Source organism: Pseudonocardia oroxyli, from assembly GCF_900102195.1.
Classification (GTDB): Bacteria; Actinomycetota; Actinomycetes; order Mycobacteriales; family Pseudonocardiaceae; genus Pseudonocardia; species Pseudonocardia oroxyli.
Genome location: NZ_FNBE01000001.1, coordinates 350250 through 372177 on the forward strand (window position 1 = coordinate 350250; position 21928 = coordinate 372177).

At 73.8% G+C, this 21928-nt stretch carries 22 protein-coding genes and 1 pseudogene; 7 read left to right on the plus strand and 16 right to left on the minus strand.

What is annotated here, in order from left to right:
• Positions 1–9: 9 nt before the first annotated feature.
• Positions 10–1431, minus strand: a complete 1422-nt coding sequence (gene pyk / locus BLS43_RS01715; RefSeq protein ID WP_093075509.1) for a pyruvate kinase — start codon at positions 1429–1431, stop codon at positions 10–12.
• Between the two features lie 53 nt (positions 1432–1484).
• On the opposite strand from pyk, the gene BLS43_RS01720 reads away from it, so the two are divergent.
• Positions 1485–1808 (plus strand): VanZ family protein, encoded by a 324-nt coding sequence (locus tag BLS43_RS01720; RefSeq protein WP_093075511.1) that lies wholly within the window; start codon positions 1485–1487, stop codon positions 1806–1808.
• 1 nt (position 1809) lies between these two features.
• On the opposite strand, the gene BLS43_RS01725 is transcribed toward BLS43_RS01720, so the two are convergent.
• The 7 genes from BLS43_RS01725 to BLS43_RS01755 form a co-directional block, all read right to left on the minus strand.
• Positions 1810–2445 (minus strand): DUF2461 domain-containing protein, encoded by a 636-nt coding sequence (locus BLS43_RS01725; protein ID WP_093075513.1) that lies wholly within the window; start codon positions 2443–2445, stop codon positions 1810–1812.
• Positions 2442–3413 (minus strand): prolipoprotein diacylglyceryl transferase, encoded by a 972-nt coding sequence (gene lgt, locus BLS43_RS01730; RefSeq protein ID WP_425438517.1) that lies wholly within the window; start codon positions 3411–3413, stop codon positions 2442–2444. Before lgt ends, BLS43_RS01725 begins: the two co-directional genes overlap by 4 nt.
• 430 nt (positions 3414–3843) lie before the next feature.
• Positions 3844–4641 carry a tryptophan synthase subunit alpha gene (gene trpA, locus BLS43_RS01735; protein WP_093075519.1) on the minus strand — a complete coding sequence of 266 codons (798 nt, stop codon included), beginning with the start codon at positions 4639–4641 and terminating at the stop codon, positions 3844–3846.
• Positions 4638–5978, minus strand: a complete 1341-nt coding sequence (gene trpB, locus BLS43_RS01740; RefSeq protein ID WP_245707238.1) for a tryptophan synthase subunit beta — start codon at positions 5976–5978, stop codon at positions 4638–4640. Before trpB ends, trpA begins: the two co-directional genes overlap by 4 nt.
• Positions 5975–6784 carry an indole-3-glycerol phosphate synthase TrpC gene (gene trpC, locus BLS43_RS01745; RefSeq protein ID WP_093075522.1) on the minus strand — a complete coding sequence of 270 codons (810 nt, stop codon included), beginning with the start codon at positions 6782–6784 and terminating at the stop codon, positions 5975–5977. The genes trpB and trpC overlap by 4 nt, the downstream gene beginning before the upstream one ends.
• Before the next feature lie 49 nt (positions 6785–6833).
• The gene (locus tag BLS43_RS01750; protein WP_176921127.1) at positions 6834–7451 is read right to left on the minus strand and encodes a Trp biosynthesis-associated membrane protein; all 618 of its coding nucleotides are present in this window, start codon (positions 7449–7451) and stop codon (positions 6834–6836) included.
• Positions 7448–9031, minus strand: a complete 1584-nt coding sequence (locus BLS43_RS01755) for an anthranilate synthase component I (protein ID WP_425438518.1) — start codon at positions 9029–9031, stop codon at positions 7448–7450. Before BLS43_RS01755 ends, BLS43_RS01750 begins: the two co-directional genes overlap by 4 nt.
• Positions 9032–9067: 36 nt before the next feature.
• On the opposite strand from BLS43_RS01755, the gene BLS43_RS01760 reads away from it, so the two are divergent.
• The 3 genes from BLS43_RS01760 to BLS43_RS01770 are packed head-to-tail and all read left to right on the plus strand — an operon-like array spanning position 9068 to position 13865.
• Entirely contained in the window at positions 9068–9709 is a 642-nt protein-coding gene (locus BLS43_RS01760; RefSeq protein ID WP_093075532.1) for a TetR/AcrR family transcriptional regulator, read from the plus strand.
• 34 nt (positions 9710–9743) lie between these two features.
• On the plus strand, positions 9744–12956 hold the full coding sequence (locus tag BLS43_RS01765) for a DEAD/DEAH box helicase (protein ID WP_093075537.1): 3213 nt from the start codon (positions 9744–9746) through the stop codon (positions 12954–12956).
• Positions 12957–13010: 54 nt separating this feature from the next.
• On the plus strand, positions 13011–13865 hold the full coding sequence (locus BLS43_RS01770) for an oxygenase MpaB family protein (protein WP_218129678.1): 855 nt from the start codon (positions 13011–13013) through the stop codon (positions 13863–13865).
• Between the two features lie 67 nt (positions 13866–13932).
• Here BLS43_RS01770 and hisI read toward each other — a convergent pair whose 3' ends face one another.
• Genes hisI through priA form a run of 3 tightly spaced genes read right to left on the minus strand, consistent with a single transcriptional unit; the run spans position 13933 to position 15778 of the window.
• Positions 13933–14286, minus strand: a complete 354-nt coding sequence (hisI, locus tag BLS43_RS01775) for a phosphoribosyl-AMP cyclohydrolase (RefSeq protein ID WP_093075540.1) — start codon at positions 14284–14286, stop codon at positions 13933–13935.
• Complete coding sequence (hisF, locus tag BLS43_RS01780) at positions 14283–15053, minus strand: imidazole glycerol phosphate synthase subunit HisF (RefSeq protein WP_093075543.1); 771 nt, start codon at positions 15051–15053, stop codon at positions 14283–14285. The genes hisI and hisF overlap by 4 nt, the downstream gene beginning before the upstream one ends.
• Complete coding sequence (gene priA / locus BLS43_RS01785) at positions 15053–15778, minus strand: bifunctional 1-(5-phosphoribosyl)-5-((5-phosphoribosylamino)methylideneamino)imidazole-4-carboxamide isomerase/phosphoribosylanthranilate isomerase PriA (protein WP_093075546.1); 726 nt, start codon at positions 15776–15778, stop codon at positions 15053–15055. The genes hisF and priA overlap by 1 nt, the downstream gene beginning before the upstream one ends.
• Before the next feature lie 29 nt (positions 15779–15807).
• Here priA and BLS43_RS31930 point away from each other — a divergent pair.
• A pseudogene (locus BLS43_RS31930) lies at positions 15808–15942 on the plus strand (DUF1707 domain-containing protein); the annotation flags it as partial.
• Positions 15943–16137: 195 nt separating this feature from the next.
• Here the strand turns inward: BLS43_RS31930 and BLS43_RS01795 are convergent.
• The 5 genes from BLS43_RS01795 to hisD all read right to left on the minus strand — a co-directional run bounded on the left by BLS43_RS01795 (position 16138) and on the right by hisD (position 20222).
• A complete protein-coding gene (locus tag BLS43_RS01795; protein ID WP_093075549.1) occupies positions 16138–16446 on the minus strand; it encodes a hypothetical protein in 309 nt (102 codons plus the stop codon).
• Positions 16443–17078: an imidazole glycerol phosphate synthase subunit HisH gene (gene hisH / locus BLS43_RS01800; RefSeq protein ID WP_093075551.1), complete on the minus strand. Its 636-nt coding sequence runs from the start codon at positions 17076–17078 to the stop codon at positions 16443–16445. The genes BLS43_RS01795 and hisH overlap by 4 nt, the downstream gene beginning before the upstream one ends.
• 113 nt (positions 17079–17191) lie before the next feature.
• Positions 17192–17791: an imidazoleglycerol-phosphate dehydratase HisB gene (gene hisB, locus BLS43_RS01805; protein WP_093075554.1), complete on the minus strand. Its 600-nt coding sequence runs from the start codon at positions 17789–17791 to the stop codon at positions 17192–17194.
• Positions 17788–18891: a histidinol-phosphate transaminase gene (locus BLS43_RS01810; RefSeq protein WP_425438519.1), complete on the minus strand. Its 1104-nt coding sequence runs from the start codon at positions 18889–18891 to the stop codon at positions 17788–17790. The genes hisB and BLS43_RS01810 overlap by 4 nt, the downstream gene beginning before the upstream one ends.
• Positions 18888–20222 carry a histidinol dehydrogenase gene (gene hisD, locus BLS43_RS01815; protein WP_093076111.1) on the minus strand — a complete coding sequence of 445 codons (1335 nt, stop codon included), beginning with the start codon at positions 20220–20222 and terminating at the stop codon, positions 18888–18890. Before hisD ends, BLS43_RS01810 begins: the two co-directional genes overlap by 4 nt.
• Before the next feature lie 131 nt (positions 20223–20353).
• Here hisD and BLS43_RS01820 point away from each other — a divergent pair, with 131 nt between their 5' ends.
• Positions 20354–21496 (plus strand): winged helix DNA-binding domain-containing protein, encoded by a 1143-nt coding sequence (locus tag BLS43_RS01820; RefSeq protein WP_093075560.1) that lies wholly within the window; start codon positions 20354–20356, stop codon positions 21494–21496.
• Complete coding sequence (locus tag BLS43_RS01825) at positions 21493–21891, plus strand: hypothetical protein (RefSeq protein ID WP_093075562.1); 399 nt, start codon at positions 21493–21495, stop codon at positions 21889–21891. Before BLS43_RS01820 ends, BLS43_RS01825 begins: the two co-directional genes overlap by 4 nt.
• The last annotated feature ends 37 nt before the right edge of the window (positions 21892–21928 follow it).

Consider the following 21928-nt stretch of genomic DNA (forward strand, 5'->3'; position numbering starts at 1 on the left):
GGGACCACCTTAGGCGTGGTCCTCCTCGCCGAGGCGGTGGACGCGGATCAGGTTCGTGGAGCCTACGGTCGAGGGCGGCGAGCCCGCGACGATCACCACGAGGTCGCCGGGCTGGAACCGGCCGATGGACAGCATGGCGTGGTCGACCTGGCGCACCATGGCGTCGGTGGAGTCCACGGCCTCGACCAGGAAGGTCTCGACGCCCCAGGTCATCGCGAGCTGGTTGCGCACCTCGGCGGCCGGGGTGAAGGCCAGCAGCGGCAGCCGGGTGTGCAGGCGGGCGAGCCTGCGGACCGTGTCGCCGGACTGCGAGAACGCGACCAGGGCCCGGGCCGAGAGGCGCTCGCCGATGTCCCGCGCCGCGTAGGAGAGCACACCGCGCTTGGTCCGCGGGACGTGGTTGAGCGGGGGCACGGTCGTCGGGCCCGCCTCGACGGCCTCGACGATCGAGGCCATCGTGCGGACCGTCTTGATCGGGTACTTGCCCACGCCGGTCTCGCCGGAGAGCATCACCGCGTCCGACCCGTCGAGCACGGCGTTCGCGACGTCGGAGACCTCGGCGCGGGTGGGCCGCGAGTTGGTGATCATGGAGTCGAGCATCTGCGTGGCCACGATGACCGGCTTCGCGTTCTCCCGGGCGATCTGGATCGCCCGCTTCTGCACCAGCGGCACGTTCTCCAGCGGCAGCTCGACGCCGAGGTCGCCGCGGGCGACCATCACCCCGTCGAAGGCCAGCACGATCGCCTCGAGGTTGTCGACGGCCTCGGGCTTCTCCAGCTTGGCGACGACCGGGAGCTTGACCCCGACCTTCTCCATGATCCGGTGCACGCCGTCGATGTCCGCCGGGCTGCGCACGAAGCTCAGCGCGATCACGTCCACGCCCAGCGTGAGCGCGAACTCCAGGTCCGCGATGTCCTTCTCGCTCAGCGCGGGCACCGACACGTTCATGCCGGGCAGCGAGATGCCCTTGTTGTTGCTGACCGGACCGCCCTCGGTGACCTTGCAGACCACGTCGGAGCCGTCGACGTCGATGACGCGCAGGCCGACCTTGCCATCGTCGACCAGCAGCCGGTCGCCGGCGCGGGCGTCCTGCGCCAGGCCCTTGTAGGTGGTGGAGACCCGGTCGTGGGTGCCGGCACAGTCGTCGACCGTGATCCGGACCTCCTCACCCGTGTGCCACTCGGTGGGGCCGTCCGCGAACGTGCCGAGGCGGATCTTGGGGCCCTGCAGGTCGGCGAGGATGCCGACCGCGCGGCCCTCGGCCGCGGCGGCGTCCCGGACCATCTGGAACACGCGCTTGTGGTCATCACGCGTGCCGTGGCTGAAGTTGAGCCGCGCGACGTCCATGCCGGCCACGACCAGCTCCCGGATACGGTCGGGCGTCGCGGTGGCCGGGCCGATGGTGCAGACGATCTTGGTGCGACGAGTCACGGCGACAAGCGTAGCGCGCTCTCTGTAACGATCAGGTAGGAGGAAGGCGAACAGTGGGACGTCTGTCGTTCGCCCTCGCGGTGCTGGTCAGTCTGGTGGTGCTGTTCCTTCCGGCATCCGGAGTACCGACGGCCGCACCGGGCGTGGACAAGCTGGTCCATCTGGGGGTGTTCGCCCTGTTGGGTGCCACCGGACGGTGGGCGCGCATCCCGCCCCTGCCCCTGGTCCTCGGCCTGAGCGGGTACGCCGTGCTCTCGGAGGTCCTCCAGGGCGTGCTGCCCATCGGGCGAGACGCCGAGATCCTCGACGTCGTCGCCGACTGCGTCGGCGTGTCGGTGGGAGTGGCGGTGCACGCGCTGGTGACCCGGCGGCGGTGACTCAGCGGCGGGGCTGCTCGCTCGGGCCCACGTGGTCGGCGAGCCACTCCGCCAGGGGCGTGCCCGCGCGCCAGACGGTGCGGACGCGGGTGAGGCAGGTGCGCTCGTGCAGCGCGTCGTCCGGGGCCCAGCGGCGCGAGACCATCAGGCCCTTGCGGCGGAGCAGGTCCAGCCGCGGGTGGTCGGGGTCGGTGCCCTTGGGGCGGGTCTTCAGCTGCTCGCCCCCGACCGTCAGGCCCGCCTCCTCGGCGGTGGCGAGGATCTTCTCCAGCGCGGTGCCGCGGCGGGCGTCGTCGACGGCGGTGCGGAAGCGGGCGAGCTGGTCGGGCGCCATCCCGTAGTACCCGGCGGCGGCGAGCAGGCCCTCCGGCCCGACCTGGACGTAGTACGGGTGCGCGTAGCCGCCGCAATGGGTCTTGTAGGGCGTCTTGTCCTTCGAGAAGCGGACGTCCCGGTACGGGCGGAAGATCTTGCCCGCGCCGAACTCGACCTCGAGCTCGGCGAGCAGCGCCTGCATCGGACCCTTCACGTGCTCCTCGTAGAGCTCGCGCTGGTCGGTCCAGTAGGCCTTGCTGTTGTCGGCGAGCAGGCCGTCGTAGAACTCGACGGCGCCGTCGCCGAAACCGGCGAAGGTCACGGGGACCGGTCCGTGGCGGCCGTCTCCCCCGCCGTCTCGTCGGCCGGTGCGCCGGTCCGCTCGGCCGCCGCCCCGGGCCGTTCCACGCCCGCCAGCGCGAACGCCTCGTCGGGGATCGTCTCGCGCGGCCCGCGGCGCAGGACGAAGTACACGATCGCCAGCGCGAACACGACGACGGACACGACGACGTTGATCCGGATGTCGCCGAACACCCGCGTCGCCGGGTCGGTGCGCATGATCTCGATGAAGAACCGGCCGAGTGTGTACCCGGCCACGTAGAGCGCGAAGACGCGCCCGCGGCCGAGCCGGAAGCGCCGGTCCGCCCACACGATCACGGCGGCGACCAGGAGGTTCCAGAGGAGCTCGTACAGGAACGTGGGGTGCACGATCGCGATCGGGTTCGCCGTGTCGATCGCCACGCCCCCGAGCGGGTCCGACGCCCCGGTGGCCGGGTCCACGCGCTCGTAGATCTCCAGGCCCCACGGCAGCGTGGTGGGGCCGCCGTAGAGCTCCTGGTTGAAGTAGTTGCCCAGCCGCCCGATCGCCTGGGCGACGATGATCCCGGGCGCGACGGCGTCGGCGAAGAACGGCAGCGGGATCCTGCGCCTGCGGCACCCGATCCACGCGCCGACCGCACCGAGGGCGATGGCGCCCCAGATGCCGAGGCCGCCCTCCCAGATCTTGAGCGCGGCGACCGGGTCCCCGCCGGGGCCGAAGTAGGTGCGCCAGTCCGTGGCGAGGTGGTAGAGCCTGCCGCCCACCAGGCCGAACGGCACCGCCCACACCGCGACGTCCACCACGGTGCCCGCGGGCCCGCCGCGCGCCACGAACCGCTTCTCGCCCCACCAGATCGCCACGACGATCCCGGCGATGATGCAGAGCGCGTACGCCCGCAGCGGGATCGGCCCGAGGTGCCAGACCCCGCGGTCGGGGCTCGGGAGGTACGCGAGCACGCTGGTCGTGAGCACGTCGCCCACCGTAGCGCGGGGTGGTGGGGTCCCGGTCGGACGACCCCACCCCCGCCGCCCCTTTGCAGTGTCAGCGGATCCGCACGGTGGTGGTGGTGGCGATGGTGGTGCGGATCCGCAGGCAGTGCACAGGACCCGGCGGCCTCACCACTCCGGCCCGTGCGCATCGGCCGACACTGCAAAGCACCGGCCCACACGACCACCCCCGCCGTGCGTTTGCAGTGTCAGCGGATCCGCACGGCGGCGGCGGTGATGCGGATCCGCAGGCACTGCAAAGCACCTGCCGCACCACCGTCCCGGCCCGCCCGTGCGCATCCGCCGACACTGCAAAGCACCCGCCCGCACCACCGCCCCGGCCCGCCCGTGCGCATCCGCCGACACTGCAACCGCAGGTGCGCATCCGCCGACACTGCAAAGGCACCCGAGAGGATCAGGCCGGCTGGACCCGACCCACGCTCGCCACGCCCGCCGCCAGCTCCTGCGCCAGCGCGCGCACCGCGTCCGCGCCGCCCTGCTCGGCCGCGGTCACGAAGGCCGAGCCCACGATCACCGCGTCCGCGAAGGCCGCGATCTCCGCCGCCTGCTCCCCGTTGCGCACCCCGAGCCCGACGCCGATCGGCAGCGCGGTGTGCGGGCGGGTGCGGCCCACGATCTGCCCGGCGGCGGAGTTCACGGAGTCCCGCGCGCCCGTGACCCCCATCACCGAGGTGGCGTAGACGAAGCCGCTCGAGGCCGCGGTGGTGGACGCGATCCGCTCCTCGGTGGAGCTCGGCGCGACCAGGAAGGTGCGCGAGAGCCCGTGCTTCTCGGACGCGACGAGCCACTCGTCGGCCTCGTCCGGGATGAGGTCCGGGGTGATCATGCCCAGTCCCCCGGCGGCCGCGAGGTCCGCGGCGAACCGCTCCACGCCGTACCGCAGCACCGGGTTGAAGTAGGTCATGACCACGCAGTTGCCACCCGCCGCGGTCACCCGCTCGACGGTGGTGAACACGTCCCGCAGCCGGAACCCGTTGGCCAGCGCCGTGTCGGCGGCGGCCTGGATCGTCGGCCCGTCCATCACCGGGTCCGAGTACGGCACGCCGATCTCGAGCAGGTCGCAGCCGCCCTCGCTCATCGCGGTGAGCAGCTCCACCCCCTCGTCCACGGTCGGGTAGCCGGCGGGCAGGTAGCCCACCAGCGCGGCGCGCCCCTCGGCCCGGCACGCGGCGAACACGTCGGCGACACTCACGCCTGGATCCCCTCGGTCTCGCTCCCGGCGTCCGCGAACGACCCGGCAGGCTCCTGCACGACGCCCTCGGCGATCGCCGTCCCGTCCGCCGACTCGGCGGACTCGTCCGAGCCGATCATGCCGAACCACTTCGCGGCGGTGTCGACGTCCTTGTCCCCGCGACCGGACAGGTTCACGAGGATGACCGCGTCCGGCCCGAGCTCCTGACCCAGCCGCAGCGCACCGGCCACGGCGTGCGCGGACTCGATCGCCGGAATGATCCCCTCGGTGCGGCAGAGCAGCGCGAACGCCTCCATCGCCTCGGCGTCGGTGACCGGCTGGTACTCGGCCCGTCCGATGTCCTTGAGCAGCGCGTGCTCGGGCCCGACGCCCGGGTAGTCCAGCCCCGCGGAGATCGAGTACGACTCGGCGGTCTGCCCGTCCTCGTCCTGCAGGAGGTAGCTCATCGCGCCGTGCAACGCGCCCGGCGACCCCTCGGAGAGGGTGGCGCCGTGCCTGCCGGTCTCGACGCCGTCACCACCCGGCTCGAAGCCCACGAGCCGGACGCCGGGGTCGTCGAGGAAGGCGTGGAAGATGCCGATCGCGTTCGACCCGCCGCCGACGCAGGCGGCCACGGCGGTGGGCAGCCTGCCGCACCGCTCGAGCATCTGGGCGCGCGCCTCCAGACCGATGACCCGGTGGAAGTCCCGCACCATCTGCGGGAACGGGTGCGGCCCGGCGACCGTGCCGAGCACGTAGTGCGTCTCGGAGACGTTCGTGACCCAGTCCCGCAACGCCTCGTTGATGGCGTCCTTGAGCGTGCGCGAGCCGGTCTTGACCGGGACCACGGTGGCGCCGAGCAGCCGCATGCGAGCCACGTTCAGCGCCTGCCTGCGGGTGTCGACCTCGCCCATGTAGACGACGCACTCCAGGTCCAGCAGCGCGCACGCGGTGGCCGTGGCGACGCCGTGCTGGCCGGCGCCCGTCTCGGCGATGACCCGCTTCTTGCCCATCCGCTTGGTGAGCAGTGCCTGGCCCAGCACATTGTTGATCTTGTGTGAGCCGGTGTGGTTGAGGTCCTCGCGCTTGAGCAGGATCCGCGCCCCGCCCGCGTACTGCGAGAGCTTCGGCACGTCCGTCAGCGGCGAGGGCCTGCCGACGTAGTCCCGCTGCAGCCGGTCCAGCTCGGTGAGGAACTCCGGGTCGTGGCGGGCCTTCTCGTAGGCCGCCTCCAGCTCGTCGAGGGCTGCGACCAGCGCCTCGGGCACCCACCGACCCCCGTACCGGCCGAAATGGCCGCGCTCGTCGGGTTCATGTCCCGAGGGGGTCTCGATGCCCGCAGATGCCTGAACAGTCACCGCACCATTCTGGAACACGACGGATGGAAGCCCGCAGCCACCAGGGCCCGCACCGCCGCGCCGGGGTCCCCGCTGGTCACCAGACCCTCGCCGACCAGCACCGCGTCCGCTCCCCAGCCCGCGTAGGTCAGCAGGTCGCCGGGGCCGCGGACGCCGGACTCGGCGACCCGCAGGACGTCGTTGGGCAGGCCGGGGGCCATCCGCCCGAACACGCCGCGGTCCACCTCGAGGGTGTGCAGGTTGCGCGCGTTGACCCCGATGAGCTTCGCGCCCGCCTCCAGCGCGCGGTCCGCCTCCTCCTCGGTGTGCACCTCGACCAGCGCGGTCATCCCGAGGGACTCCACCCGGTCGAGCAGCGACTCCAGGACGGGCTGCTCCAGCGCCGCCACGATCAGCAGGACGAGGTCGGCGCCGTACGCGCGGGCCTCGTGCACCTGGTAGGGCGTGACGATGAAGTCCTTGCGCAGCACGCAGACGTCCACGGCGGCGCGGACGGCGGCCAGATCGTCCAGCGAGCCGCCGAAGCGCCGCTGCTCGGTCAGCACGGAGATCACCCGCGCACCGTTGTCCGCGTAGGCCTTCGCGAGGACGGCGGGATCCGGGATGGTCGCCAACGCGCCCTTCGACGGGCTGCGCCGCTTCACCTCCGCGATCACCCCGACGCCCGGCTCCTTCATGGCGGCCATGACGTCCTTGGGCGGGGCCGCCGCGGCGGCGCGACGCTTGATCTCCGCGAAGTCGACCGCGGCCTCACGGACCGCGAGATCCTCGCGCACACCGTCCACGATGGAGTCGAGCACACTCACCGGTCGGCTCCCCTCCGAGTCCGTGCCTGTCGGGCGTTGCTGAGGCACTCTAATCAGCCCGGTCCGAGCGGGAGAACGCACCCTCGGTGGTCGGGTCCACGCCGGAGTCCAGCTCGTCCCACGCGGTGCGTTCGGGATCGACCGGGCGACTCGTCCCCGGGGCGTCGTACCGGGCCCCCATTCGCGGCAACCTCTTGTCCGCCAGGAGGAGCAGTACCCCGCCGGCGACGACGAGGAGGCCCCCCGCGACCGCGAGCAGGGGTGCCGCGGTGGTCGCCACGGTGGCGCCGGGCGCCGCGGCGGCACCACCCGCGGCGCTGCCGACGAGCCGGGGGATCTCGTCCGCGCTCGGCGGGTCCACCCACGCCCGCACTGCGAGCACCACCCCGCCCACGCCCGCCGCGGCGACGATCACCCCGAGGACCCGGCGCGCGATGCCGGACAGCGCGATCGCCGCCGCCACGCCGGCCACCGCGATCACGGCGAGCCCGACGAGCACCGGCGCGACCTGCGTCCCGGTCACGGCCAACGGGACGTCCCCCACCGCGCCGTGCCCGGTGACCTGCACCGTGGTGGACGCCCAGTCCAGCCTCGTGGAGCCCCACAACCCGCCCGCACCGAGCAGCAGCGCGAGCGCGACCAGCCCGAACAGCCTGCCCCGGGTCACGGTGTCTGCGAGGTCGCACCGGCGGGCCGGCGGAGGGTCACGGCCGTGGCCACCGCGGACAGCACCGCGCGGGCCTTGTTCAGGCACTCGTCGTCCTCGGCCTGCGGGTCGCTGTCGGCGACGATCCCGCCACCCGCCTGCACGTACGCCCGCCCCTCGCGGACCAGCGCGGTCCGGATGGCGATCGCGGTGTCGGCGTTGCCCGCGAAGTCCAGGTACCCGACGATCCCGCCGTAGAGGCCGCGGCGGGTGGGCTCCAGCTCGTCGATCACCTGCATGGCGCGCACCTTGGGGGCACCGGACAGGGTCCCCGCCGGGAAGCAGGACAGCACCGCGTCGACGGCGTTGCAGTCGGCGCGCAGCCTCCCGGTCACGGTCGACACCAGGTGCATCACGTGGCTGTAGCGCTCGACGGAGAAGAAGTTCCGCACCTTCACCGTGCCCGGCTCGCAGACCCGTCCGAGGTCGTTGCGCCCCAGGTCCACGAGCATCACGTGCTCGGAGCGCTCCTTCTCGTCGTGGCGCAGGTCCTTCTCGAGGAGCTCGTCCTCCTCCTCGGTCGCGCCACGCCAGCGGGTGCCCGCGATGGGATGCGTGGTCGCCTGCCCGTCGACCACCGTGACCAGCGCCTCGGGGCTCGACCCGACGATGGTGAAGGGCGCGCCGCCGGACGCGTCGGACAGGCTGAGCAGGTACATGTACGGGCTCGGGTTGGTGGTCCGGAGCACCCGGTAGACGTCGAGCGGGTCGGCCGGGCAGTCCATCTCGAACCGCTGGGACACCACGATCTGGAAGGCCTCGCCCGCCCGGATCTGCTCCTTGGCGACCTCGACGGCGGCGAAGTGCTCGGCCTGGGTCCGCTTGCGTACGAAGTCGGGCGCGGCCGAGCTGAACACCGCGACCGTGGACGGCGCGGGCGCCGCCAGCTCGGCGGTCATGCGGTCCAGCCGGGCGACGGCGTCGTCGTAGGCCTCGTCGACCCGCTCGTCGGTGGCGTCCCAGTTGATCGCGTTGGCGATCAGCGTGATGGTGCCCTCGTGGTGGTCCACGGCGGCCAGGTCCGTGGCCAGCAGCAGGACGAGCTCGGGCAGCACCAGGTCGTCCACGGGCGGGTTCTCGGCCGAGCCGATCCGCTCGATCCGCCGGACGACGTCGTACCCCAGGTAGCCGACCAGCCCACCGGTGAGCGGCGGCATGCCGGGCAGCTGCTCGCTGCGCAGCTCCTCGACGATCTCGCGGACGGCGTCGAGCACGTCGCCGTCGGTGGGCAGGTGCTCGGGCACCTCGCCCGTCCAGTGGATCTCGCCGTCGATCGTGGTCAGGCTTGCGGCCGAGCGCGCTCCCACGAACGACCACCGCGACCAGGATCGCCCGTTCTCCGCCGACTCGAACAGGAAGGTGCCGGAGCGGCCGCCCGCGAGCTTGCGGTACACCCCGACCGGGGTCTCGTCGTCGGCGAGCAGCCGGCGCGTCACCGGGATGACCCGGTGGTTCGCGGCGAGGGCACGGAACTCGTCGCGGGTCGGGGAGACCGCTCCCAGTGCGGACTGCGCAGGCGCGGTGCTGGTCATGCGCCCCATTCTCGCGCGCCCCGCACCGCGGGAGAAGATGGGGCCGTGACCACTCGTCGGCGGGGCAGGCGCACGTCGGGCGAGGACACCCGGGCGGCGCTGCTCGAGGCCGCCCGCCTCGAGTTCAACGAGAAGGGCTACGACGGCGCCACCGTCCGACGCATCGCCGAACGCGCAGGCGTGGACGCCGCCATGGTCAACCACTGGTTCGGCGGCAAGGGCGCGCTGTTCACGGCGTCCCTGGAGGTCCCCGTCGACCCGTCGGCGCTGATCGCGGCGGTCGTCGCGGGTGGTCCCGACGGCGTGGGCGAGCGGCTGGTCGCCACGTTCCTGCGGGTCTGGGACCTGGCCTCCGGCGGACCGCTGATCACCCTGCTGCGCAGCGTCGCCTCGCACCCGGCCGCGGCGCGGATGATGCGCGAGTTCGTGGCCTCGACGATCCTCGGGCCCGTGGTGCGGGCCGTCTCGCCGGACCGGCACGACGAGCGGATGGCGCTCGTCGCGGCGCAGATGATCGGGATCGGACTGGTCCGGTACGTCGTCGAGCTCGAGCCGCTGGCGACCGGCGGGCACGGGCCGATCGTCGCCGCCGTCGGGCCGACGGTGCAGGGGTACCTGACCGGCCCCCTGGGCGGGCCTGTGGACAACTCGGGCAGTCCGCCGGGAAGTGTCGGCAGACCGGGCTAGCGTCGCTCGCGAGGTCGATCCGTGGAGGTGGCGCATGGAGCACGTGCTGGTCGAGGGCCTGGTCCTGGACACGGTCGAGGAGGTCGTGGGTCCCGTGCGCGCCGCGGCGGGGCGCACGGTGGCGGGCACCGTCCTGGAGGCGGCCTGGGACGAGGCGGAGTTCACCGTGCACGGGCGCGTGCGCGATCGCGCGGGGACCTGGCGGGTGACCGTGTACCTGATGCGTCGGCCCGGTGGTGGCGCGGCGTACGACTTCGGGGACTGCGACTGCTACACGGCGCCGAACTGCCTGCACGCCGCCGCGCTGGCCTACCACGTGGCGGGCGGGCCCGAGCGGGCCTCCCCGCCGTCGTGGGAGCGGGACCTGCACGCCCTCGTCGGCTCGGGGGACCCCGCCGAGGGCGTCCCGCTGGCGCTCGAGCTCGGGGTGGGCCCACCGCCGCCGGGCAGGCGGGCGGAGCGGCGGCTGCTCGCGCGGCTGCGGCGGCCGGGGCGTTCCGGGTGGGTCGCGGGCGGGCTGACCTGGACGAGACTGGACAGCGCCGCCCACCTCGGGTGGGACCACCGCTCCGACCAGGTGCGGCTGCTGCAGGAGCTCTACGCGCTCACCCGGGTGGCCGCCCGCGGCGGTGCCTCGTACTACGCGGTGCAGGACAAGACGATCGACCTCGCGGTCGTCGGGCCGCGGCTGTGGACCCTGCTCGACGAGGCGGAGGCCCTGGGGATCCCGCTGCTGCAGACCCGGAAGGGGCTCGGCCGGGTGGGCGCCCACCGGGAGGGCACCCTGGAGCTCGACGCGACCGCGCAGGGGGCGGGGCTGTCGCTGCGGCCGGTCCTGCGCGGCGTCGAGGACGCGGTGCCGGTGCTGTTCCTGGGCCGGGAGGGCCACGGGGTCGTGTGCACCGACCCGGTGTCCGCGCGGTCGGCCGGGCCCGCGGACTGGCCGGTGCAGCTCGTCCGGCTGGCCCGGCCCGCACCGTCGACCCTGCGGGGCCTGGTCCTGCAGCGGCGCACGCTGGAGGTCCCGGCCGCGGACCGGGAGCGGTTCACGGCGGAGTTCTACCCGCGGCTGCGCGCGATCGCCGAGGTCGGCTCGTCGGACGGCGCGTTCGTGCCGCCCGCGATCTCCGGGCCCACCCTGGTGGTCCGCGCCGACTACGGCGCCGAGCACGCGCTCGCGGTGGACTGGGAGTGGGCGTACACGATCGACGGTGTCGAGGTCCGCACCCCGCTCGGCGCCCGCCCCGAGCACGGCTTCCGGGACGCGGCGGCGGAGGCGGCGGCGCTGGTTGCGCTCGCCGACCGGGACCTGGTGCCCCGCGCGGAGCACCGCGCCGGGCTCGACACCATGCGATTCACCACCGAGACCCTCCCGCTGCTGGAGGGGCTCGACGGGCTGGTGGTCGAGCGCAGCGGGGAGGCCGTCGGGTACCGGGAGGCCGGGGACTCGCTGCGGATCGCGGTCGGCACCGCGGACCGGCCCGGGGAGACGGACTGGTTCGACCTCGGCGTCACGATCACCGTCGAGGGCCGCGAGGTGCCCTTCGAGTCGGTGTTCTCGGCGCTGTCGGTGGGCCAGACCCACCTCCTGCTGCCGGACGGTGCGTACTTCGCCCTGGACAAGCCCGAGCTCGCCGCCCTCCGCGCGCTGATCGAGGAGGCGCGCTCGTTGCAGGACCGTCCCGGGCCGCTGCGGATCAGCCGCTTCCACGCCGGTCTCTGGGCCGAGTTCGCCGCGCTCGGGGTGGTCGAGCAGCAGTCGGCGGCGTGGCAGCGGCAGGTGGGCGGGCTGCTGGCCGCGGGTGGTGTGGAGCCGGTCCCGCCGCCCGCGGGCCTGCGCGCGGAGCTGCGGCCCTACCAGCGGGAGGGGTTCGCCTGGCTGGCCTTCCTGTGGCGCCACGGGCTCGGCGGGATCCTGGCGGACGACATGGGGCTGGGGAAGACGCTCCAGTCGCTCGCGGTGGTCTGCCACGCGCGCGAGGCGGAGCCGCACGCGCCGCCGTTCCTCATCGTGGCGCCGAGCAGCGTGGTGCCGAACTGGGCCGCCGAGGCCGCGCGGTTCGCCCCCGGGCTGCACGTCGTCGCGGTGACCGACACCCTTCGGGGCCGGTCGCTGGAGGAGGTGGTGCACGGCGCGGACCTGGTGGTGACCTCGGCCACCCTGTTCCGGCTCGACACCGAGGCCTACGCCGGGCGCCAGTGGTCCGGGCTGCTGCTCGACGAGGCGCAGTTCGCCAAGAACCACCAGTCCAAGGTGTACCAGTGCGCCCGCCGGACCCCGGCCCGGTTCCGGCTGGCGATCACCGGGACGCCGATGGAGAACACCCTGATGGAGCTCTGGTCACTGCTCTCGATCACCGCTCCGGGGCTGTTCCCGAGCCCCACCCGCTTCCGCGAGGACTGGGTCCGGCCCATCGAGCGGTCCGCCGCCCCGCCGGACGGGCCGAGCGGTGCCGAGCTGCTCGCCCGGCTCCGCCGCCGGGTCCGCCCGCTGATGCTGCGCCGCACCAAGGAGCTGGTGGCCGCGGAGCTGCCGGAGAAGTCCGAGCAGACGGTGTGGGTGGACCTGGACCCGGCCCACCGCAGGCTCTACCAGCGGCACCTGCAGCGGGAGCGGCAGAAGGTGCTGGGTCTGGTCGCCGACGTGGACCGGCACCGGTTCACGATCCTGCGCTCGCTCACCCTGCTGCGCAGGCTCAGCCTGCACCCCGGCCTGGTCGACCCGGAGCACGAGTCCGCCGGGGCGGCGAAGCTCGAGGTGCTCGTCGAAGAGCTGCGCGAGGTGGTCGCGGGCGGCCACCGGGCGCTGGTGTTCAGCCAGTTCACCGGGTTCCTCGCGCACGTCCGGGATCGGCTCGAGCGGGCCGGCATCGGGTACGCGTACCTGGACGGGAGCACGCGCGACCGGGGACGGGTGGTGCGCGGGTTCACCGAGGGCGCCGACCCGGTGTTCCTGATCAGCCTCAAGGCGGGCGGCACGGGGCTCAACCTCACCGAGGCGGACTACTGCTTCCTGCTCGACCCGTGGTGGAACCCCGCCGTCGAGGCCCAGGCGATCGACCGGGCCCACCGCATCGGGCAGACCCGGCCGGTGATCGTGCGCAGGCTCATCGCCCGGGACACCATCGAGGAGAAGGTCCGGGCCCTGGCCGAGCGCAAGGCGGGGCTGTTCCGCGGGGTGATGGACGAGGGCGCCCTCTTCGGGTCGGCGCTGAGCGCGGAGGACATCAGGGGGTTGCTGGAGTAGCGGGGCGCCGCAGGACGAGTGGCCGGGGTGCGGGGGCCCGCGCATCATGGGGGTGTGGTGGTGCGAGAGCAGGTCGCGGCGTTGCGGGCCCGGCTGGGCGCGGACGTCTTCCAGAAGGTGGCCGGGGACGAGGGGCCCTCGCGCCGGGAGCGGATCCATGACGCTCCGGGACCGCGCTGGTTCGCCGAGGACCGGCCGATCCGGCGGGTGCACGGGGACGCGTCGATGTTCGTCGGCGGGCTCCGCGCGCTGCTGCTGCAGTCGCTGCACCCGCTGGCCATGGCCGGGGTGGCGGGCCACTCCGGGTACCGCGGAGACCCGTGGGGGCGGCTCGCGCGCACCAGCTACTTCCTGGCGTCCACCACGTTCGGGCCGGACGCCGAGGCCCGCGAGACGATCGAGCGGATCAAGTCCGTCCACGCCGTCGTCCGGGGCACCGCGCCGGACGGGCGGCCCTACTCCGCGGGTGACCCGCACCTGCTGGAGTGGGTGCACGTCGCGGAGATCGACAGCTTCCTGCGCGCGCACCAGCGGTACGGCTCACGGCCGTTGGACCAGGCGGAGCGGGACGGGTACGTCGCCGACACCGCCCGCGTGGCCCGGGAGCTCGGCGTGCTCGACCCACCGGAGACCGAGGCCGCGCTCGCGGAGCGCCTGGACCGGTTCCGCCCAGAGCTGGAGGGCACGGCGGAGGCCCGGTCCGCGGCGCGGTTCCTGCTGCTCCACCCGCCACTCGCCCGCGCCGCCCGCGCCCCGTACGCCCTGCTCGCGGCGGCCGCGGTGGGGCTGCTGCCGAGGTGGGCGAGACTGCCCCTCCGCCTGCCCTACCTCCCGCTGGCCGAGGCCACGGTCGTCCGCGGCGCGGGCACCGCGATCACCGCGGGCATCCGCTGGGTCATGTCCCCCTGAAGCGCATGATGGAACCTTACTGCGAAATTGAAGCGCTTCATTTCGCAGTAAGGTTCCATAATGCGGGTCAGAAGAGGGAGTCGGCGTCGAAGCAGGTGCGGTCGCCGGTGTGGCAGGCGGCGCCCTCCTGGTCGACCAGGACCAGCAGGGTGTCCCCGTCGCAGTCGAGCCGCACGTCGTGGACGTACTGGGTGTGCCCGGACGTCTCGCCCTTGACCCAGTAGTCCTCGCGGCTGCGCGACCAGTACGTGCCCTTGCGGGTGGTCAGCGTGCGGTGCAGCGCCTCGTCGTCCATCCAGGCGACCATCAGGACGTCCTTGGTCTCCGCGTCCTGCACCACGGCGCAGACCAGCCCGTCGGCGTTCCGCTTGAGCATGGCCGCGATCGCCGGGTCCAACGCCGAGCTCTCGACCCGGTTCACCTGACCTCCACGTGGTCCGCGCGCAGCACGTCCTTGACCTCACCGATCCGCAGCTGTCCGAAGTGGAACACGCTCGCCGCGAGCACCGCGTCCGCCCCCGCGCGGATCGCGGGTGGGAAGTGCTCGAGCGCCCCCGCCCCGCCCGACGCGATCACCGGCACGTCCACCACCCGGCGCACCTTCTCGATCAGCTCGAGGTCGAAGCCCGCGCGGGTGCCGTCGGCGTCCATCGAGTTGAGCAGGATCTCCCCCACGCCCAGCTCCTGGCCCCGCGCCGCCCACTCCACGGCGTCGATCCCGGTGCCCGTGCGGCCGCCGTGGGTGGTGACCTCGAAGGTCGACGGAGTCGGCGCGCCCTCCTTCACCCGGCGCGCGTCCACGGACAGCACGATGCACTGCGAGCCGAACCGGCGCGCCATCTCGCCCAGCAGCTCCGGCCGGGCGATGGCCGCGGTGTTGACGGACACCTTGTCCGCGCCGGCGCGCAGCATCCGGTCGACGTCCTCCGGGGTGCGGATGCCGCCGCCGACGGTCAGCGGGATGAAGACCTGCTCGGCCGTGCGGCGCACCACGTCGATCATGGTCGCCCGCTCCCCCGACGACGCCGTGACGTCCAGGAACGTGAGCTCGTCCGCCCCCTCGGCGTCGTAGACGGCGGCCATCTCGACCGGGTCGCCCGCGTCTCGCAGCTCCTGGAAGTTGACGCCCTTCACGACCCGGCCCGCGTCGACGTCCAGGCAGGGGATGACGCGGACCGCGACGCCCACTAGCGCACCGCCGCGAGTGCCTCGGGCAGGGTGAACCGGCCCGCGTAGAGCGCCTTGCCGACGATCGAGCCTTCGATCACACCGGTCTCGGCGAGTGCGGTGAGGTCCTTGAGCTCGGAGATCCCGCCGGACGCGATGACCGGCGCCGGGGTCTTCGCCGCGACCTGCGTGAGCAGCTCGACGTTCGGGCCGGTCAGCGTGCCGTCCCGGGAGACGTCGGTGACGATGTAGCGGCTGACCCCGTCGCGGTCCATGCGCGCCAGGGTCTCCCAGAGGTCACCGCCGTCCTGGGTCCAGCCGCGGGCGGCGAGCCGGTGCTCGCCGCCGGAGATCTTCACGTCCAGCCCGACGGCGATCTTCTCGCCGTGCTCGGCGCACACCTTGGCGCACCAGGCGGGGTTCTCCAGCGCGGCGGTGCCGAGGTTCACCCGGGCGCAGCCGGTGGACAGGGCGCGGGCCAGCGACTCGTCGTCCCGGATGCCGCCGGAGAGCTCGACCTTCACGTCCAGCTCGCCGATGACCTCCGCGAGGAGGGCGGCGTTGGAGCCCTTGCCGAACGCGGCGTCGAGGTCGACGAGATGGATCCACTCCGCGCCGTCGCGCTGCCACTGGAGCGCGGCGTCCCGCGGCGCTCCGTACGAGGTCTCGGTACCGGCCTCGCCCTGGACCAGGCGCACGGCCTGCCCGTCGGCGACGTCCACAGCGGGAAGCAGCGTGAAACTCACCGGTCGAGCCTACCTGCGGGGCCTCGACGATCCGCGCGTGCCCAGCTCCCGCACCCGCGCGCGACGCCGACCGCGACGCCCTGTGCCGCGTCCTCGACAAGGCCTTCGAGGAGGGCCGGCTCGACGGGACCGAGCACCGCGACCGGACGGCGGCCGCGCTGCGGGCCCGCACCCTCGAAAGAACTGCGCGAGCTGGTCGACGACCTGCAGCTCACCGATCCCCCGAGGCTCAGCGAGCCCGCGCCGCCCCGTCCCCCGCGCGCACGGGCCCGCTGGGTTCAGCGAGTCCGGGTACCTCGAAGCCCCCGCGGACGGCACGCTCGTCTCGGTGCGATCGCACGAGGCGAGCTGACCGCAGGTCACTCGGAGGGCGGATCCTGCTGCTCGGCGGCGCGGGCCCGGGCCTTCGCCACGAGGTAGCCCACGATCGCCACGGCCACGACCACCGCGAGCAGGACCCAGCCCCACCAGGGCAGGTCGGCGAGCGCGGCGACGAGGATCGCGGCGAGCGCGGTGCCCACGGCCGCGCCCGCGGTGCTCGCGGTGGAGGCGCGCTTGCGGGTGCTCGCCCGCTTCCGCGTCCGGGGCTTCGCGGCCGGCTTCCTCCGCGCCGCGGGCTTCCGCTGCGCGGCGGGCTTGCGGGCCGCGGGCTGGATCGGGTCGGTCACCCGACGACGTCCCGCAGCCAGTTCTGCAGCAGCTGCGCCCCGGCGTCCCCGGACTTCTCGGGGTGGAACTGCGTGGCCGACAACGCCCCGTTCTCGACGCCCGCGACGAAGTCCTCGCCGTGGTGCGCCCAGGTGACCAGCGGCGGCCGGATCGCGTGGGACTCCTCGAGCTCCCAGCGCCGCACGCCGAAGGAGTGCACGAAGTAGAAGCGGGTGTCCGCGTCCAGCCCGGCGAACAGGGTGCTGCCCGACGGGGCGCGCACGGTGTTCCAGCCCATGTGCGGCAACACGTCCGCCTTGATCCGCTCGACCGTGCCCGGCCACTCGCCGCAGCCGTCCGCCTCGACGCCGAACTCGACGCCGCGCTCGAACAGCACCTGCATCCCGACGCAGATCCCGAGCACCGGACGCCCCCCGGCCAGCCTGCGGCCGATGATCTGCGGTCCGCGGACGGCGTTCAGCCCCTCCATGCAGTGCGCGAACGCACCGACACCGGGGACGACCAGCCCGTCCGCATCGCACGCCGCATCGAAGTCCGAGGTGACGGTGACGTCCGCCCCCACCCGGCGCAGCGCGCGCTCGGCCGAGCGGAGGTTCCCCGACCCGTAGTCCAACACGACGATCCGCGACACACCCCCAGCCTAAACCAGCCCGCCCCACCGATTCCGAACCACGACCCCACACGCGAACGGCGCGCTCGCTCGCACCGGGTGAGCCGACGCGCCGTTCGCGAGGAGGGGGCGGGTCAGAGCGCGCCCTTGGTGCTCGGGATGCCGGTGATGCGGGTGTCCGGTTCGGTGGCGGCGCGCAGGGCCCGGGCGATCGCCTTGAACTCGGCCTCGGTGACGTGGTGCGGGTCCCGACCGTCGAGGACCCGGACGTGCAGCGCGAGGTGGCCGTGGAAGGCCAGGGACTCGAAGACGTGCCGGTTCAGCACGGTCGGGTAGTGCCCGCCGACGACGAACCCCTGCATCACCTCGGGCTCTCCGGTGTGCACCGTGTACGGGCGACCCGACACGTCCACCACGGCCTGGGCCAGCGCCTCGTCCATCGGGATCCAGGCATCGCCGAAGCGGCGGATGCCCTTCTTGTCCCCCAGCGCCTGGCGCAGTGCCTGGCCCAGCACGATCGCCGTGTCCTCGACGGTGTGGTGCGCGTCGAGGTGGACGTCACCCTCGGCCTGCACGGTGAGGTCGAAGGCGCCGTGCTTGCCGAACGCGTCCAGCATGTGGTCGAAGAACGGCACGCCGGTGGACACCGACACCTGCCCGGTGCCGTCCAGGTCGATCTCGACCAGGACCTTGGACTCCTTGGTGACGCGCTCGACGCGCCCGACCCTGCTCATGCCACTTCTCCTTGTGCGACGACCGCTGCGGCGGCGGCCAGGAACGCGTCGTTCTCCTCGGGCGTGCCGATCGTGACCCGCAGGAAGCCGGGGATGCCGACGTCCCGGATCAGCACCCCCTGCTCCAGGTAGGCGCGCCAGGCCCGCGGCGCGTCGGCGAAGCGGCCGTACAGCACGAAGTTCGCATCGCTCGTGACGCAGGTGTGGCCCTGCGCCTGCAGCGCGGGAACGACCCGGTCCCGTTCCGCGGCCAGGAGGGCGACCGAGCCGAGGGTGGCCTCGGCGTGCCGCAGCGCGGCCCGCGCGGCGGCCTGGGTGAGGACCGACAGGTGGTAGGGCAGCCGCACGAGCTGCAGCGCGTCCACCACCGCGGGGGCCGCCGCCAGGTAGCCGAGCCGCCCGCCCGCGAAGGCGAACGCCTTGCTCATCGTGCGCGACACGATGAGCTTGTGCCCGTGCGTGGCCAGCAACGTGGTCGCGGACGGGTGCGCGGAGAACTCGGCGTACGCCTCGTCCACCACGACGATGCCCGGCGCCGCCTCGATCAGCAGCGCCAGGTCCGCGGGCTCGATCGACTGTCCGGTGGGGTTGTTCGGGCTGGTCAGGAACGTGACGTCCGGCGCGCGCTCCTTGAGCACGAGCTGTGCCGCCTCGACGTCGATCGAGAAGTCCGCCCGGCGCGGCATCTCCAGCCAGTCCGTCTGCGTGCCCGAGCTGATGATCGGGTGCATGGAGTAGCTCGGCACGAAGCCCAGCGCGGTGCGCCCCGGACCGCCGAAGGCCTGCAGCACCTGCTGCAGGATCTCGTTCGACCCGTTCGCCGCCCACAGGTTCGCCACCCCGAGGGGCACCCCGGTCTGGCGCGTCAGGTACTCCGCCAGGTCGGTGCGCAGCGCCACCGCGTCCCGGTCCGGGTAGCGGTGCAGCTCGCGTGCCGCCTCCTCGCACGCCGCCGCGACGTCCGCGACCAGCTCCGGGGGCGGCGGGTACGGGTTCTCGTTGGTGTTCAGCCGGACCGGCACGTCCAGCTGCGGGGCGCCGTAGGGCGATTTCCCCCGCAACGACTCCCGCAGCGGGAGGTCCTCGAGACGCACGTTCACCGCCTCGCTCCCGCCCACCCGAACCTCGCCGTGACCGCCTGGCCGTGGGCGGGCAGGTCCTCGGCGGTGGCGAGGGTGACCACCTGGTCCGCCACCTCGCGCAGCGCCTCCTCGGTGTACTCCACGACGTGCACGCCGCGCAGGAACGTGCTGGTGGAGAGCCCGCCGGAGTGCCGGGCGCAGCCGCCGGTGGGCAGCACGTGGTTCGACCCGGCGCAGTAGTCGCCGAGCGAGACCGGGGCGTACGGACCGATGAAGATCGCCCCGGCGTTGCGCACCCGGGCCCCGACCGCGCGCGCGTCCGCGGTCTGGATCTCCAGGTGCTCGGCGGCGTAGGCGTCCACTACCGCGACGCCCTCGACCACGTCCCGCACCAGGATCGTGGCCGACTGCGGGCCGGACAGCGCGGTGCGCACCCGCTCGGTGTGCTTCGTCGCCGCGACCTGGCGCTCCAGCTCGGCGTCCACCGCGTCCGCCAGCGCATCCGAGTCCGTGACCAGCACCGACGCCGCGTTCGGATCGTGCTCGGCCTGCGAGATGAGGTCTGCGGCGACGTGCACCGGGTCCGCCCCGCCGTCCGCCAGCACGGCGATCTCGGTGGTGCCCGCCTCGGCGTCGATCCCGATCAGGCCGCGCAGCATGCGCTTGGCCGCGGTGAGGTAGATGTTGCCGGGACCGGTGACCATGTCGACCGGCTCGAGCTCGCCACCGTCGACATCCGTGCCGCCGTAGGCCAGCAGCGCGACGCACTGGGCGCCGCCGACCGCCCACACCTCGTCCACCCCGAGCAGCGCGGCCGCCGCGAGGATCGTGGGGTGCGGGAGGCCGCCGAACTCGGCCTGCGGCGGGGAGGCGACGACGAGCGACTCGACCCCCGCGGCCTGCGCGGGCACCACGTTCATGATCACCGACGACGGGTACACGGCCAGGCCGCCGGGGGCGTAGAGCCCGACCCGGCGCACGGGCACGAACCGCTCGGTGACCGTGCCCCCCGGCACCACCTGCGTGACGACGTCCGCCCGGCGCTGCTCCTCGTGGACCTTCCGCGCCCGGGCGATCGAGGTCTCCAACGCCCGGCGGACCGCCGGGTCGAGCTCCGCGAGCGCCTTCTCCAGCTCGACGGCGGGCACCCGCACCGTGGCCGGGCGGACCTTGTCGAACCGCTCGGTCGCCTCCAGCGCCGCCTCGACGCCCCGGTCCCGGACCGCATGGACGATCGGCCGCACGGCCTCCAGCGCCGCGTCGACATCCACCTCCGCGCGCGGCAGCATGCCGCGCAGGACGGCGGGGCGCGGCAGGGGTTCGGAGCGCAGGTCGAGTCGCCTCAGGATCCGGCTGGACATGGCCCTCAGACTACGTGGCGCCCCGACCCCGACCGCACCGTGGCGGCCCCGACGGCCCGAGTTGTCCACAGGTGCGCCCGGACCGGACCACACCGCTGCCCGCCTGAGACGATCGCCCCGTGCTCCCGATCGACGTCGCGCAGCGGCGGGCCCGGCTCACGGCGCGGCACCGGCTGAGCCCCGCGGCGCGGACCGACGACCTGTCCGCGCTGGTCGACGACCTGGTGTGCCTGCACTCGACCGACCCCGTCAGCGTCTACCTCAGCGCCGCGGCCCGCATGGCCACCCCGGCCCTGGACCCGGTCGACCGGGCGCTCTACGAGGACCGCACCCTGCTGCGGCACCACGCCATGCGCCGCACGCTCTGGGTGTTCGGGCCCGCCCACGCACGGCTGGCGCACCATGCGGCGACGGTGGACGTCGCGGCCGTGCAGCACCGGAACCTGGCCGGCCAGCTCGCCGCGGGCGGCTATCCCGCGGACACCTACGCGCGGGCGCGCGGCGAGATCCACGACCTCCTCGCGGCCGAGGGGCCGCTGCCCGCCCGCGAGGTGGGCCTGCGGCTGCCCCACCTCACCACCCCGGTCCCGATCGGGCCCGGCGAGTCCCCCCTGCACAGCCGGGTGCTGCTCGTCATGGGCTTCGACGGCGAGGTCCTGCGGGCGCGCCCGACCGGCACCTGGATCAACGGGCAGTACCGGTGGGCCGCAGCGGACTCCTGGATCGCGGGCGGCGTGGGCGAGCCGCTGCCCAGGCGCACCGCGGCGGCCGGGCTCGCGCGGGCCTACCTGCGCGCGTTCGGGCCCGCCACCCGGGACGACCTGAGGTGGTGGGCGGGCTGGACGGTCGCGACCACGACCGCCGCGCTCACCGACGTGGACGCCGTCGAGACCACCGCCGGGTACGTGCTCCCGGACGACACCGAACCCGTTGCGCCGCAGCCCTCCGTCGCCCTGCTCCCCGGCCTCGACCCCACGACGATGGGCTGGAGGCGGCGCGACCACTACCTCGCCGACGAGCTCGTCCCCCACCTCTTCGACCGCAACGGCAACGGCGGCCCGACGATCTGGGTGGACGGGGCCGTCGTCGGCGGGTGGGCCCAGCGCCGGGACGGGACGATCGCCACCCGGCTGCTCACCGACGTCGGATCCGAAGCGGCACACGAGGTCGAGTCCGCCGCCGGACGGCTGGAGGCCCTGCTCGGCGACGTCCGGTTCACCGTCCGCTTCCCCGCCCCGATGCAGAAGGAGCTCCTGGCATGAGTGACTGGTTCCTGGCCGCCGAGGACGCGGCGGAGGGCATCGCCGCGGGCGAGTTCGACGACCTCCCGCACCTCTCGATCCCCTTGCGCCGCACCGAGCTGGCCGCGCTGTACGCCGCGCTGACTGACACCGAGCCGGACGACCCGAGGGCCCCCGCCGGGCTGCTCGCCGTCGAGGCGGACGCCGGCGTGATCGTCACCCGGGTGCCCGCCGCGGCCCTCGAGGTCCTGGCGGAGATGACGCCCCGCACCGCCCCGCCGATCATGGCCCGCTGGTCGGCGGCCATCGGCCACGGCGAACCGGACGCCCTGGGCGAGCAGCTCTCCGAGCTCGCCGCCTTCGCCCGCGACGCCGCGGTGTCGGGTCGACCCGTCCTCCAGCTCGCGCCCTACTGAGGCCTCGTACCGAGATGAACCCCACCGCGGTTGATCC